Source organism: Haloarcula sebkhae (genome assembly GCF_014647415.1).
GTDB classification, from domain to species: domain Archaea; phylum Halobacteriota; class Halobacteria; order Halobacteriales; family Haloarculaceae; genus Haloarcula; species Haloarcula sebkhae.
The window spans coordinates 70078-83886 of sequence record NZ_BMPD01000011.1; the positions used below are offsets into that span (position 1 = coordinate 70078).

16 protein-coding genes and 2 pseudogenes are annotated in these 13809 nt (G+C 52.7%); 13 read left to right on the top strand and 5 right to left on the bottom strand.

The genetic code is table 11. The features are described 5' to 3' along the window. Window positions 1-296 precede the first annotated feature (296 nt). From IEY38_RS20485 to IEY38_RS20510, 7 genes and pseudogenes are all read left to right on the top strand, one after another. Entirely contained in the window at window positions 297-1754 is a 1458-nt protein-coding gene (locus tag IEY38_RS20485; RefSeq protein ID WP_188980789.1) for an alkaline phosphatase, read from the top strand. A 213-nt stretch (window positions 1755-1967) separates the two neighbouring features. Continuing rightward, window positions 1968-2372, top strand: coding sequence for an SHOCT domain-containing protein (locus tag IEY38_RS20490; protein WP_188980791.1), 405 nt, complete (start codon window positions 1968-1970; stop codon window positions 2370-2372). Between the two features lie 1343 nt (window positions 2373-3715). Continuing rightward, a pseudogene (locus IEY38_RS21485) lies at window positions 3716-3805 on the top strand (IS6 family transposase); the annotation flags it as partial. Window positions 3806-3870: 65 nt separating this feature from the next. Further along, window positions 3871-4854: a hypothetical protein gene (locus tag IEY38_RS20495; protein ID WP_188980793.1), complete on the top strand. Its 984-nt coding sequence runs from the start codon at window positions 3871-3873 to the stop codon at window positions 4852-4854. A gap of 305 nt (window positions 4855-5159) precedes the next feature. Beyond that, window positions 5160-5429 (top strand): type II toxin-antitoxin system HicB family antitoxin, encoded by a 270-nt coding sequence (locus IEY38_RS20500; RefSeq protein ID WP_188980795.1) that lies wholly within the window; start codon window positions 5160-5162, stop codon window positions 5427-5429. Then, window positions 5430-5681 carry a type II toxin-antitoxin system HicA family toxin gene (locus IEY38_RS20505; RefSeq protein WP_188980797.1) on the top strand — a complete coding sequence of 84 codons (252 nt, stop codon included), beginning with the start codon at window positions 5430-5432 and terminating at the stop codon, window positions 5679-5681. 589 nt (window positions 5682-6270) lie between these two features. Continuing rightward, entirely contained in the window at window positions 6271-7263 is a 993-nt protein-coding gene (locus tag IEY38_RS20510; protein ID WP_188980799.1) for a hypothetical protein, read from the top strand. Between the two features lie 164 nt (window positions 7264-7427). On the opposite strand, the gene IEY38_RS20515 is transcribed toward IEY38_RS20510, so the two are convergent. Further along, window positions 7428-7682: a PRC-barrel domain-containing protein gene (locus IEY38_RS20515; protein ID WP_188980807.1), complete on the bottom strand. Its 255-nt coding sequence runs from the start codon at window positions 7680-7682 to the stop codon at window positions 7428-7430. A 382-nt stretch (window positions 7683-8064) separates the two neighbouring features. Between IEY38_RS20515 and IEY38_RS20520 the strand changes: the two genes are divergently transcribed. Further along, on the top strand, window positions 8065-8247 hold the full coding sequence (locus IEY38_RS20520; protein ID WP_188980809.1) for a hypothetical protein: 183 nt from the start codon (window positions 8065-8067) through the stop codon (window positions 8245-8247). A 319-nt stretch (window positions 8248-8566) separates the two neighbouring features. On the opposite strand, the gene IEY38_RS20525 is transcribed toward IEY38_RS20520, so the two are convergent. Then, window positions 8567-9097, bottom strand: coding sequence for a PH domain-containing protein (locus tag IEY38_RS20525; RefSeq protein ID WP_188980811.1), 531 nt, complete (start codon window positions 9095-9097; stop codon window positions 8567-8569). Continuing rightward, window positions 9094-9216: a hypothetical protein gene (locus IEY38_RS21725; RefSeq protein ID WP_268238783.1), complete on the bottom strand. Its 123-nt coding sequence runs from the start codon at window positions 9214-9216 to the stop codon at window positions 9094-9096. The genes IEY38_RS20525 and IEY38_RS21725 overlap by 4 nt, the downstream gene beginning before the upstream one ends. A gap of 467 nt (window positions 9217-9683) precedes the next feature. Here IEY38_RS21725 and IEY38_RS20530 point away from each other — a divergent pair, with 467 nt between their 5' ends. After that, window positions 9684-9836 (top strand): DUF7837 family putative zinc-binding protein, encoded by a 153-nt coding sequence (locus IEY38_RS20530; RefSeq protein ID WP_188980813.1) that lies wholly within the window; start codon window positions 9684-9686, stop codon window positions 9834-9836. Between the two features lie 27 nt (window positions 9837-9863). Here IEY38_RS20530 and IEY38_RS20535 read toward each other — a convergent pair whose 3' ends face one another. Further along, on the bottom strand, window positions 9864-10322 hold the full coding sequence (locus IEY38_RS20535; protein ID WP_188980815.1) for a hypothetical protein: 459 nt from the start codon (window positions 10320-10322) through the stop codon (window positions 9864-9866). 433 nt (window positions 10323-10755) lie between these two features. On the opposite strand from IEY38_RS20535, the gene IEY38_RS20540 reads away from it, so the two are divergent. The 3 genes from IEY38_RS20540 (at window position 10756) to IEY38_RS20550 (ending at window position 11905) form a co-directional block, all read left to right on the top strand. Beyond that, window positions 10756-11040: a helix-turn-helix transcriptional regulator gene (locus IEY38_RS20540; RefSeq protein ID WP_188980817.1), complete on the top strand. Its 285-nt coding sequence runs from the start codon at window positions 10756-10758 to the stop codon at window positions 11038-11040. 261 nt (window positions 11041-11301) lie between these two features. After that, a complete protein-coding gene (locus IEY38_RS20545) occupies window positions 11302-11700 on the top strand; it encodes a type II toxin-antitoxin system death-on-curing family toxin (RefSeq protein ID WP_188980819.1) in 399 nt (132 codons plus the stop codon). A gap of 34 nt (window positions 11701-11734) precedes the next feature. After that, on the top strand, window positions 11735-11905 hold the full coding sequence (locus IEY38_RS20550) for a hypothetical protein (RefSeq protein ID WP_188980821.1): 171 nt from the start codon (window positions 11735-11737) through the stop codon (window positions 11903-11905). A gap of 45 nt (window positions 11906-11950) precedes the next feature. On the opposite strand, the gene IEY38_RS20555 is transcribed toward IEY38_RS20550, so the two are convergent. Next, window positions 11951-12967: a tyrosine-type recombinase/integrase gene (locus IEY38_RS20555; protein WP_188980828.1), complete on the bottom strand. Its 1017-nt coding sequence runs from the start codon at window positions 12965-12967 to the stop codon at window positions 11951-11953. 469 nt (window positions 12968-13436) lie between these two features. Here IEY38_RS20555 and IEY38_RS21490 point away from each other — a divergent pair. Continuing rightward, window positions 13437-13809 (top strand): annotated as a pseudogene (locus IEY38_RS21490) (hypothetical protein); the annotation flags it as partial.

The window sequence follows — 13809 nt, forward strand, 5'->3', positions numbered from 1 at the left end:
TAAAAGTAATGATGGTTACTGGGCGACGTAACAGTCAGTTCGCAGACGTACCGAACAGATGCCTATCTGTTTGGCCTTCTGTTTCGCTCTCATCCAACAATTAATCGAAACAACATATGTCGTGTTGAGAAAATAGGGAACAATGTACGGTCTGGGATGATCACTTGCCAGACTGAATGTTTCTAGACATTTCTAGTTGTGAGTGAATGAATTCCTATTCTGTATTTAGTGGTACATAGTATTACGAACAGAAAATATCAATTATTAAGACAGTAATCTCCTGTGAACTTACCGTAATGACGGGAAATTCTGATTCGCAGCAAGGCGCTGGATCTGCCAAACCAATCCGTGAGCGAATTAATACATCCCGGCGAACACTTCTTAAGTCAGTTGGGGCGACCGTTGGGGTTGCTACAATAGGTGGTACAACAGTTACTGCAGCTACACAGCAGTCGGATCAAAATAATATTATTATGTACGTTGGTGATGGCCAGGGTACGTCTCATATCAGTATCGGCCGATATCTCAAAGCCTATCAGGAAGACCCCGATGCGTTCCCACAGAATACCCGCAGTGCAGAGTATAATTTTGACCGTCATGACAACGTCGGTCTCACCACAGTACATCCACATGACCCCGACGAGGTAATCACTGACTCAGCGGCGGCAGCTACAACGTTTAGCGCCGGTGTAAAAAGCTACAATGGCGGCGTTGGCGGTGTTGAGGATAACGGCGAGTTCCGGGAAGTCACGACAATTCTTGAAGCGGTCCGAGAACAGGGGTATGCAACTGGACTGGTCACCACTGCGCGGATGACGCATGCCACACCCGCAGCTTTCGCATCACACGTCCCTGACCGCGATCAAGAGGACGAAATCGCAAGACAATACGTTGACGACCAGAACGTGGACGTGCTATTTGGTGGTGGCAGACGACATTTCCTCCCGGGAAGCCGTGACGACGGGCGTGACATTACACAGGAGTTCCAGGATCAAGGATACAACTACGTGACCACTGAAAGTGAGCTTGACTCCGTAAATGAGGCGCCAACGCTTGGCCTCTTCGCCCCAGATAGTCATATGAGCTATGTGCTTGACCGGATGGGAGATGAGTCTGAGGAACCAAGTCTGCCGAAGATGACTGAGAAGGCAATAGACATTCTTGAAGCGGAAAGCGGTGATAATGGGTTCTTCCTCATGGTTGAGGCTGCACGAATTGACCACGCTTCACATGCCAATGATTTCGCGGTTGCCCACGAGCAGACGGAGGCAGATGACGCTGTTGGAGTCATACTTGATAGGGCTGCAGAAACGGCCAATGATACCCTCGTTATCTCAACAGCGGATCATGAGTGTGGCGGCCTCTCACTCGGTACTGAAGGCCCCTATGACGTGAACTATGATGTCTTGGATAACGTTACAGCCAGCGGCGAGGCAATGAATGAGGCAATCAGTGGAGTTGAGGAGGAATTCGGTGATGAGGGTGCAGATGAAATTGCTGATTTGATCGAAGAGTTTGGTGGGTTTGAGCCGACTGAGACAGAGGTCGACGCCGCACTCGGTTATGGGGTCGGGATGAAAGACGTAATCAACGAACGCGCTCGGATCGGTTGGACTACGGTTGGACACACCGGTGAAGAGGTCCCCACGTTCGCCAGCGGGCCGAATGCCGAACAGGTGAATAGTATGCACGATCATATCGATTTGGCAAACATCATGTTCGAAACAGCTGGCATCGATAACCCTAATAGGTAGATCTGAGTCCTGTCAGAAGGAATTTATATAAATTCCGTATAGCGGTATGCATTTACGTCAATGTTTGCTGAACTACCGTATAGAAAAGACTAGCCAGTGTGCTTGCGAACTGGCCAGTGTTCTACCCTCTTCGTAAAAGGCTATCTTGACCTTCCGGAGAAATCATGTTCCGTTTCCGGGATTATTAAGTTGTAAAATAGTAATAACGTAGGTGTGTTCGAATTGGTCCACCGATATGCCCCTCAAAGCCCCACTGGTCGAACTGCGATTGCCATCGTGGCCTGTTTGATTGGTGTCCCAGCACTCGTTTTCGGGCTCTTTGCGCTGACTGGAAGCATCGCGTCAGGGGCATTGTTTCTATTGCTCAGCACCGTCACACTCAGTGTCGCCGGACAATTGATACGTGGGGTCATTCGCCAGGCAAATGCGGCCCCTGCCGATAGTCTACAGGACGGGCAGCAGTTAGACGAACCAAACCAAACGCCAGTTGAAACGCTGCGGCAGCGGTATGCAGAAGGTGAACTTGATCAAGAAGCGTTTGAGCGGCGTCTTGACCAACTCATAGAGACAGAGGAACCAGAACAGCAGACAACCGAGCGCGAACGTGTCTTAGAGTAATTCCCCATATTGACCGTAGAGTCCTGATTTGGGCTGCTATCCCAGTATCCTGGCTGAGCGGAGTCCCCACTGTGCAGGCAATACCGCAATTTGCCGTTCTGTACCTCCACCATCGCTGAACAGTGGCTATCTCTAAACTCAGTCAGCTCTTTTTCTGCCCTGTCCTAACTGTCGTAGCCCTCTAGGTGTACGTCCGGTAATATAGGCTTGCGGCCACAATATCTATGTCTCTGTGATGGATCGGCTCCAGCCACTAGCATTCGGGAGCACGCTCATGAGAAGCACGTTGTTGGTGAGTCAAAGCATAGTTCGAACAACCTTTTTGAGAGCTTCTTGACCATCTATTCACACTGCGAATAGTGAATCAATTGGCTAATGGATAGAACTGGCTCACTTGGTCCAGTCAATATCCGCGCTGTCTCTGTCTGTGTGCTCATCTACGGCCCGCGAGACGATAGTCTCCACCACTCGGTCCCCACCTTTCGCATTTGACTTAGTTTGTTCATACCACTCTCGGCCAAACTCGGCTACATGACTATTATCCCACCATAGAGAAACGGTATCGCTGCCGACGATTAGTTTCACCTCGATCTGCTTTCTGTCTGTGTTAACCTCAGTAGAGTTGTCTTTTTGCATAGTCTTACCCAGATGTCCGAATGAACCCGAGTCAGTCCCCGACCGAGTGGTTGGGACAACACAACATACGGCTCAGAAAAAATAAATTCACGGTATAGTTCCTGGATTCCCTGTTTCTCAATGGGTGCAAAGTTACCAGTTGTTCGGGATCTTGGGGTATTCGTTGCACGCTAACCAGGCCGACAAGCCGGCGACACGACGCTAGGATGGAAGCGTGGCCTCAGGCCCCTCGAACATTGCTCCACCCTCCGTCTTCTTCGGGGTCGTATACGTCCTCCCAGTCGGGCACCTTCTTGGGCCGACTCCACGAATCGCGTAGCGAAGCTCTTCGCTGGTCCATCTCTAAGCGGTATCAATATCGATTCGAATCGACGCGAGAGTGACGCTGTATCTGGTACGACCAAACAGTCCGACAGCCTGCACTGGGATTGAAACCTCTCCCGGCTTGACGAGCGAGATGCCGGCAGTTGTGCTCAAAGCTCTACAGGAGTCTCCCCCACCCGGCGATGATTGCCACGACTACCCCCTGTGACCGTGGTACTCCAATACGACAGCTGTCCTTCCGCGATCCGAGCAACCGATACCGAGTGCAAAACAGAGCAAGACACCACTACAGCCCTTTTGAACCGGATTCTCTCACACACCGTCGAAGCAAGTATGACATAATGTCGGCCTGAATCAGTCTATATTGTCGGGGGATGCAAGACCGAGGCATCTGTTTCTCAAACCGTTTCAGTAACGCCGAAGCAGAAACGGCCGGCGGCTGGCCCAGAGTATTCAGTTTTGCAGAGAATTAGCTAAGCTGAACGTGAGGAATAATTTAAAGGAAAAAATTTAGATATTGTCACTACTAGATAAACTCATGGTAAGCAGACGTACCATACTGAAAACAGGATGTTCCGGAACTATATTCTTAGCAGGTTGTGCTTCAAGTTCGAACAATCCACAAAATTCAAGAGAAAATGGAAACTCGTCTGAAGGTATTGGCGAAACATCAGAAAGATTAAGATGTGGGAATATTACCGGAACACATATTCTGACTATAACCCCACAGGGCTACACTCTAACAGCTGACGATCGTCAGACTGCGGAATCATTTATTAACGATGTCAATGGGCTAGAAGCCGACGATATTACAGGAATAACTCCCGCTGAGGTGACGGAAATTGAGTCTTCTGAGGGATACCTAATAGAATTTAACCAAGGTAATTATCAAGAGTCGGATATGGAATCTTTTGTAAACCAATATGATGGAATCAATAGCTATTCTGTTGGAGTCAGTAGATTGAGCTTAATCAAAATTGGAAGAATGCTTTATAATAGATTGCACGGAACTCAATCAGTTTCGGATTTTTCGGTTTTTCATGTAGTTACGAATGATTCATCTGCAGATTTGATAGCAGCAGATATAACAGCTGTAGAGGATGGACCATTCCCTAGTTCGCTTGGAAACATTTCCTTTCATGTACAGGTTAGTGGCAAAGAAACAATCACAGTAAGACAATCTAATCTAAGTGGAAAGTTTGAAACTTATGAATCGACCGGACCAAGGGTAGTATTATATCTCCCCTCTGATGTTATGGATAAATTCCAAGAACTAGTAAATCAAGGAGCTTTCGATGGGGAGAGCGATTCTCAAATCCGGGTCAAATTTAGGGACGAAACAATTTTTGAAGGTGGTATTACTCAGGAACTTCAAGAGTCGATAAAATCAGACTCTTGGAGTGGGGAGATAGCTGTGCCGTTTGAAAATTCAGACACAGCGAAAGAATTTGCGATAGTATTAAACTTAGATACGCTTGGTCGATTCGCCACAGAAAGCACTATAGAAGTTTGTGAGCAATAAATAATGCATTCAACAGCTGTTCCAGATTTTGGGCAATCCGTTGCACGCTAATCAAGCCGACCATCCGGCGGCGCGAAGGGGGGGTTGCGAAGGCTGCATGAAAACCGGGCGTCAGCCACCCCTAACTTGCTCCACCCTGCGTACTCCTCGGGGCCGTATACGCCCTCCAGCCGGGTACTCCAAGTGGCCCGTGGCCGCGTCGAGTCTCCCGATATCATCACCCCACCGCGGCCAAATCCCGCTCTCTCACTCTAGTGCTTCTGTGCTAACCGAACGCTTATCCCACTCATACAGCAAATAAGCGTATGGCCAGTTCGACACGCGATGAAGATCCCCACGAGGACGAGATTCGGATGTGGCGCGAAGGGGACACGTGGGTCATCACGGATGTCGACACCGGCGTCACCACACAGGGTGAGACTCGGCAGGAGGCCCTCGAAATGCTCGATGATGCGGTTGCGGCCTACAACGACGACCGTGGCCACGAGCCCACCGACGAGGAACTCCGCGAGCTGGGGATTGATCCCGACGATAACACGACCGGTGATGGCGAACTGCCCGAGTTCATGCAGTAAATGGCGCGGGGTACGCTTTCTGGCAGGGATGTCGTGACGGTCTTAGTAAACGTCGGCGGCTTCGAGTGGCGTCGGACGACTGGCGATCACGCCCAACTCTACTACCAGCACCCGACCAACGAAAGCGACCAACGACACGTCACTATTCCACTGCATGACGAGCTCAAGACGGGAACGCTCCGAAGCATCGCCGACGATGCTGGCGCGAACGACTTTGCGGCGTTCTGTGAGTGGATCGACCGCAATTCGTAGGCACTCTGGATCGTTGTCACAGATTGAGAGTTTTGAGATTTGCAAGCCGGTATTGAGGGACTCGGATATGATATTCAGCGAATTGATAATTCGTGGAATGTTTCAGATAACTCTCTCTGTGCGTTATACAGCCTCCGTTCTCGCGATCGTCGACAGTCACAACGCAGGCACGACCGTGCAGCTGCGTGGATCGAAGGACGCCGCCCCTCAACAGAGATGTCTGGGGCAGTCAGCCACTCCAGTCACTCGCTAATCGGGTACACTCGGATGTTGTACGGGAATACCTGCTGGACAAGTTGTAGCGGAAAGGAACCGCCACATCGACGTATAACCGCTGTATCCCGACGATACGCATTGTCTCTATCGAACATTGCGCCTCCAGTTAGGATGTTCAGAGCACTGCTGTACAAGTGAGCCTATCGTTAGAAGAACCGCCCTCAGATCTTTATTTGCATCCATTGAGATACTCGACGCAACTTAGAGAAGCGATTCTCTACATGTCAGATCGCCTCTTTTCTATGTAGCCAAGCGAGAGACAGTTGATCTGCTCTACCTCAGCGTTTTGGTCGGTCATAATATACCTGTGAGTATGACCTTCGGGCCGACATGGAGCAATCTGCGTGAGAACGTTGACGCACTCCAGTCTACTGCAACGCTTATCACCCCATTGTCGCGCAAAGCCTTCCGGATAGAGGATGTGCAGGAACATCGAGTGTTGATTCAGTATCGAGACGACGACGAGACGATTCCACTGCAAAAAGAGCAATTCGAGACGCTGTACGAGCGCGTGAGCGACTCTCATGGCGAATTCGATGTTGACCGTCTGCCGCCAGACGCCGAACCGTACGCAACTGTTCTGTCTCTGCACCCACGCTTCGAGGTCGACGACCGTGCCGGGACACTGACTGAAAGCGATCAGTCTACAGGGTCGCCGCTGGTGGAAGCTCAAAGCGGGAGTGGGGACCCCGATGAGACTGAGCGCGAAGAACCGGATCTGGATGTCTATGCAGACGCATTACTGTTGATTGACGCGCTTGAACGGCATGATATCGCCTCGCTTGAGGACGTCGAAACGCCCGCGCTCGTGAACGTCTACACCCTACTATCGGACGTGCAGCGCAATGCAAACGACCTCCGGAAAGCCGTTCGCAGTGTCTTACTTGACCGACTGCATCACGACCAACCAGTCTCCGGGCAGTTTGGGTCCGTCCAGCGGACCACCCGGCGAAACCGATCGCTCAAAGATGACGAGTTGGTGTTGAACGCGTTCGAAGCTGCTGGCATCGAACGCGAACGGTTGACGACAGTCGATTCCAGTAAAGTCGATGAAGCACTCGACGTGACCGAACTTTCTGAGTCCGATGTCTACGAGATTGAGCCGAGCGAGTACGTTCGCAAAGCCGATGTGGACGAACAGAAGAAAGAAACACGCCTGCAGGGGTTGAAAGACCAACTCGAGGCGACTGAGGGGGAGGAAGCTGACGATCTCCGAGAGGAAATTGAAGAGCTTGAAGAGCGGATCGCTGAACTGACCGAATTTCGATCCGGGCGGTCATTCCATGAATCCTCGACCGGCGGGTAGCGCAACCACCGCCTACAGCGGTTTGTCAGCCGTCTTCCTGAGGTGTCTACAGACTCCTGGATGTCCATTCTATAGCGTCCTCTCCCCTTTCAGTAATCCGGCAGGTAGAGATGGTCGTGAACGTTTGTACGCATAAAACTAGTTATGACCGGGAGATACCGGCGTTAGCCGAGATACTCGTCAGGCGGCCGAATGATGAGGTGGTCACGCAGTGACTCAATTAGGTCGGCAGGAAGTCGAACATAGCCGTCACCGTCTTGTTCTTTCCCGAATAGCTGCTGTGCGTCTGTGTCGATAACAAGCTGTCTGAGATTGCCATCAAGCGTATTGACCGTGACGTTATGTACGGTTCCAAGTTCTTGACCGTCGGTACTCATCACTCGCATGTCGGAGAGCTTGCTTGCGAGGACCGTTTGCATACGTGCGAATATGATACATTCAATACACAAATAGATTGCACTTACGCACAAGAGGGTATCAACCCTATCTCTGCAATTATACAGAAGGCTGATACCAGTAGCGCCGAAGATTCTATCGCAGGCACCACCCTGAATCCACTTTCGGTGCCTGTATTCCACCTCACCACCCCACTTCTCTATACGACCCACTGGAGTGCCCGAGCAACGATTACGCTTGAGTCGAAACCACTAATCATGTACGTATATCCACAATTCCATTGAGCATTTTCTTGGCCTGACTGTGCTAGCCACTATTCACTCCTGTAGGCTGATCGCTCCAGCGGACTCACAGCAAGCGTAGTGTCTGACGCAGTTTGATATTCAAGAGTTACCAATGACAGGTATGTTTGGAACAAGTGACACAGACCAACTTGGGGGAATGCGAGCGCTGATAACGTGTGCGGTTTGTAACACCCCCATCGCGAACGTTGATACGGTCGGCCAACAGGCCACTGTTGAAACCGATATCAAAGACTGTCCGGATCACCCCGACGCGACGTACACTCTAGCTGTCGAGCGGCTCTGAAACCAGCACTTGGGTGTGCATTCTCAGCACCACCATTTTATCCAGCCAACCCGTGGCTCAAGATGTATAGTTAACTCCGAGACAGTCCTGTGTCTAGTCTGTGGCTGGAGTGGAATCAAAGCCCGGCTGTCAACTAATGGCGGACAGTACCAGTGCCCGTCGTGCAGCAGTTCAATCCGGCTTGAGTGAACCCAGCCCAAAGCAGCCACTACCGGTTTCGTGGGATGACCGGACGATTTTATGTTATGCCATGTACAGCCTTGCTTCCTCACATCTCCGCAGGATGGATACCTGAGCGTTGCGATATTACGCTTCCAGGTTACTCGATCTCGGCGCGTATCTCACGGACGACGGACAACACCGACCGCCACTGTGTCGCCGAGCCGGGGATACTGTCCTCGTCACTCCCAGTCCGGTCCGTAATCGCCGCCTGTACTGCCTCGGGATCGTCGATCCGTCGAAACTGTAGATCACCGCCGCCCGCGACTTCGATAGTGATGGTTCCGTAGCCGAAGGCTGAGCCCGTGATGGACCGGCTGTAACCGGTGTTTTGGACCTTGTTTAGTCCGACGCGACGAACAGTGCGACCGGCTATGCCGTGTTTCAGCCAGAGCGCACGCGTCGTGAGCAGGTACTTCGTCCGTCGCACCCGGAGAAGAGCCCACGCCATCACGCCGACGCCAGGGGCGACACCAATGGCCGCTCGTGGGTCCGCGAGCACCGCCGCTGCGACCGCGAAGGCACACACTGCGATCCCGACACTGACACCGGGGAGCGCCGCTGAGAGCCGCGGCTGTCCTTCCCAGACGACGCGCTCGTCGCCGTGCCGGAACCACCAATCATCACTCATCGCTCGTCAGTGGCTGTTCTGTCACTGGATGGCTGTTCTCCGCCGACCGGGTCGTTGCCGTCGTCATCGGCCAGTTCCTGACGGATCGCCTGGAGCTCGTGGAGGATTTCGTCTAGCACGTCGTTGGTGTCGTCTCCCGCGTCTCCGTTGCTCTGCTCTCGGTCATCAACTTCCCGTGCGATTAGTTCCTGGACCGACGCCGGATCCGGGATGCTGCGGAACTTGAGTTCGACACCCGACCCGCCGGCGGGGCCCCGCCGGCGTCGTTACCGCGCGCGACGTCCAGATGCAACTCTCGCCAGTCGGTATCGGGCCAACTGTCTGTGTCGGTCACACCCTATGGTTGATTCAACCAGCCTGCCCTGATCAAAGCGCCGTGCGAGATATGCGTACTGCATCAGTTATGAGAGTTTCTACCAGTACAAACGCAGTACTGTGTCTCCGAATTCAGTGAGAGTACAGAATTCAGTGAGAGTACAGAAATTCCAGCTAATTAGTGTGGAAAACGCTTGAAGCGCGTATTTCCGGGCGCAGTCCAGATTAATCTGGAAAGAACACTGTCACACGCTTCTTCCATCCCCTTACTATGTCTGATGACACGCGAAGCCCAGATCGCTGCCCAGACTGTGACCAGCCCATCGCAAACTCGTGGATTCTGGTTGAATACGAGGAGGACGATGGCACAGAGGACATCTGGGCAGAGTGTCCGACGTGTCGAGATGTCGTTGAGCTGGAGTAGTTCGAGAGAATGATGAGGGAAGGAGCTTCAGGTGTCCGCTTCACCCCGCCGTAGCCATCGAAGTCCAGTAATGCCAATCGCAATCCCAGTGAGGAGGAAGGGGGTTATCTTAATATAGTCAAAGATGTGTCCTGCCGATCCTCTCGTCACCACCTCGTATATCGTTCCCTTGCTCTGGACGTAATAGAAGCCAGCATCATCGGAGTAGTACCATTCCGGCGCCCGGTTTTCTTTGCCATGAACAGTGTAACTGCCCTCATTAGCCAAGGCCTCTCGGAATGCTGATCTCGCTTCTGGCGACAGATCACCGACTGGAGTCACGGTCTTACTCTCTGGAACTTCGTCGGCTTCGACAGTTCGCTCGATTTGATGTGTGGATTGTGCCTCGCCAGGGTGGGGGATCAAAATGAACCCGAGTACGACGATTGTGAGACCAACGATAACAAGGGCACCGCCAGCAGGTTGTCGATTCTTTCTGGAGGGCATCGATGAGTTCTGCCAGCAGCGAGTAAAAATACCTTTCCGATATTCTCAGGCGCGGAGAGTAGCGTCATGGTTAGGCGGTGAACGATTGATGCTGCCCGTACAAGGTCGTTTAGGCGAGACTGGCGTTTTTACTGCTCTGACGCACCTCTGCAATGAACGATACGGCCCGTCTAAATGTGGAAAGCCCACTCGGGAGAGATATTTCTCCTGAGTGGGCTGTGATAGGTATGAATGGTGGCGGCGAACCGGATTTCCTAGATGCTCGCACACTCCAGTACTCCCCAGAACGCTGGTGGGCTTAGTTGAAGACTATCGAGATTACGAACGCCTAAGTGGGGACTCAAGAGTCGCTGTGGGCTCAGTTTACCACAGAGGCTGCTATTCAACAAGACACACTATATTTAATTACACCAAACTGCTGGGTCAAAGTGAAATGCACGATCTTACTGGGTTCCATCGAGACCTGCTATATGTCGTTCACGGGCTAAACAACCCATATGGCTTAGCGATCAAAGAAGAGATGGATGAGTACTATTACCAAGATATCAATCATGGGAGACTATACTCAAATCTTGACACGCTTGTCGAGAAGGGGCTCGTTGAAAAGGGAGAAAAAGACAAGCGGACCAACACTTACTCAACCACACAACGTGGTGAACGGGAGATCACTGCTCGAAATGAGTGGGTGAGCCAACATTTGACATCCTCCTCCGCATGAGCGGTAATTTTCACGCACCAAGGTGTCCTTTCACCTCCAGTAGGCGGTCCGGAAACGTCCGTATCAAGACAGAGAATAGGTACATCAGACAGGTTATATCTTTTTCAGAGCCGAAAGAGTTGCAAAGGGAGCGAACGATTCAGCAGTTTCGATAGATGGGATAGATCCGGAAAATGAGTGTTCGACGCTGCGATCGGGTGCCCTCGCCAGTGGCGTTTCGGGTCAGAAACCGTTAATCAGGAGCGTGAGAAAGTCGGGGGCGTGACTGACGATCTGGTGTATCCCTCTGTCGAGCTCATCGTTGAGATCCACGACCAGATCGTGGCAGAAGGCGATATCACGGAATCAGGGGTCCGGTCAGAGGACGCGATTGCATCCGCACTACAGTACGTTTCGGAGGGGTTCTTTGGGGAGGTACCTGAGACGATCCATCAGAAGGCGGTGCATCTGATGCGCCTACTCGTTTCGGATCATCCGTTCGTCGACGGAAACAAGCGGACAGCACTCCGGACGGTGGTCGTTTTTTATATGATAAACGGATACACATTCGATTACGGTGATGAGGTTCGGGCGCTCTTGCACCGGTTTGCAACCGGTGATACCACGGTCGACGTAGGCACTGCCGTCATCTACTTCCGAGCATGTGCTCGCCGCAACTGATAAACCGATACACTTGGTACTGATAGATAGAGAAATGGCGTCCAGTACCGATTCCTCGACGGCGATTGACGAGGAAGTCCGGCAATTGTACGAGCGATACCAGGCGGCTGAAAGCGACGCTGAGCGTCGCAAGATTGCTCTTGAGATGGGGAAGCTCGATGGACACCGCCATGCAGAGATCTACGCAGCGCTCGAGAACGAGTGAGAAGCCCCCTGTTCGACGCTCGCTTGTACAGCGTCTACGTGTATTCTAATTAATGATATCGTTTGCTTCGTCACGCGTTCGCTTTGCAGCCTCCTGTGCATAGCCTTCGTGGGTTGTCTCGATAGACTTGTGCCGCAAAACGTCCTGTGCCAACTGCGGGTTCTCGCGATAGATTTCTCGACCGAGGCCACGGCGAGCACCGTGTGGCTTCAACGGCTCCTCGAAGTCGTAGCCTGATTGCTCACAGAGGTCTGCCAGAATATTTCGAGCGGACTGTGTGGTGATCGACGGTGTCGGGTGCAGCGGTTTCGCCGCATTATCCAGTCGCGGAAACACGGCTTCGTCTTCGTCAGGTTCTCGCAGTTGCTTCCAGCGCCGAAGTGGGCGAAGCGCATCGTCGAGAATCGGGGCAGACTCCCGAGTGCGATTCTTGCCGAACACCTGCATCGTGCCGGCGTCAAGATCAACATGACGCCACCGGAGGCCATTCCGTTCTTCATCGTCAGAGACGGCGACGAGTTCCGCGCTCCGTGCGCCAGAGTACGCGAGCAGAAAGACGAGCGCCTGGTCTCGATAGGCCGCTTCTCGATCAACGTCGTCGTGTTCGCCGGCTTCGTCGACGCGGACTGTGGCGGTTGCACAGATGGCTTCACGATCACGCACCGTCCAGTATTGCTGGTCGGTTTCAGTCTCGTCAGTCGGCAGTGGGTCTTGGGCGTGGTTGGTCTTGGCCGGGTTCGTCGGTATCAGTCCCTCGTAGACAGCCCACGTGAGGAACGAACGGACGTATGCGAAGTACCGCCGTGCTGTTTCCGGTGAGATGTCGTCCCGGTCGTCAGCTCGGGCTAGCTCACGAGCGTACTGCCGGCAGAGATCGTCGTCGATGTCCTTGAAGCCGGTGATACCATGCTGGTCCCGTGCCCACGCGGCGAACTTCCGCAGCACGCTCGCGACGTTCGTTCGGTAGCGTCCGGAGTCGATATCGACCAGTCGTTTCCCGATGGCTGTCTCGAGGGCATCATCTCTATGAATAGCGTCATACTCAGGCGGAAGCCGATCCATGTTTTCCATACAGCGGCGGTGTTGGTCAAATTGGTGGTGCTTACTGGACAAGAAAGACGGGCACACTCGCTGGACGAACAGTCCTGCTTGGCTTGGGGGTTGAGGCGTTGAGTGGATCGCCGCGCTTGTCTCATCAAACATAAAACCCAGTGGTGATCTGCACTTGCGCGTGACCCAGAGTTGGCCTATATACTTCTGAGGGAGAAAGTCCAACTGCAGCATGTCCCCCAACCGACATCGGTCCTCCAACGAGAGAACACGCCGTCAGGTGCTTTCCATGGGCGGTGTAGCAGTCGTAACGTCACTGTCCGCGCTGACCTCTGGGTGTTTGTCCAGCCTTCCACCTTTGGGAGATGCGCGGTCATATGGTCGCGTCGACGTCCCCTCTGCAGGAGATCCAACATACCGAACATGGCTTCCCGCACCGGAGAGTCTCGATCCACCAGCAGATCAGTACGCGTTTAGCGCCATGCAACCAGCCAGCCCCCGGCCCGGCGCCCAAGAGACGTTTATTTCAGCACAAGCGAGGCAAAAGTGTCATGTAGACTACTTCGGCATCGGATTCAAGAATTACGATCGAATCATTGATTCCGCTTTCGGAACCGTGATTGAGGCAGCGTTTGACCGAAAGAGCGTTATACAAACTGTCATCGACAGCGGCTACGAGCGCGCCGGTGAGTATCGAGACTACAGGGTGTTTGACCGGATGGATATCCCACGCCGTGTTGCTATCGGCGACGATGCCATCGTGTGGACGAGTGAACAGAGACACGACAGACCACATATAGAGGCACTTATCGACGCTAATGCGGGTAAACGACCTCGATATCACGAGGAAAATC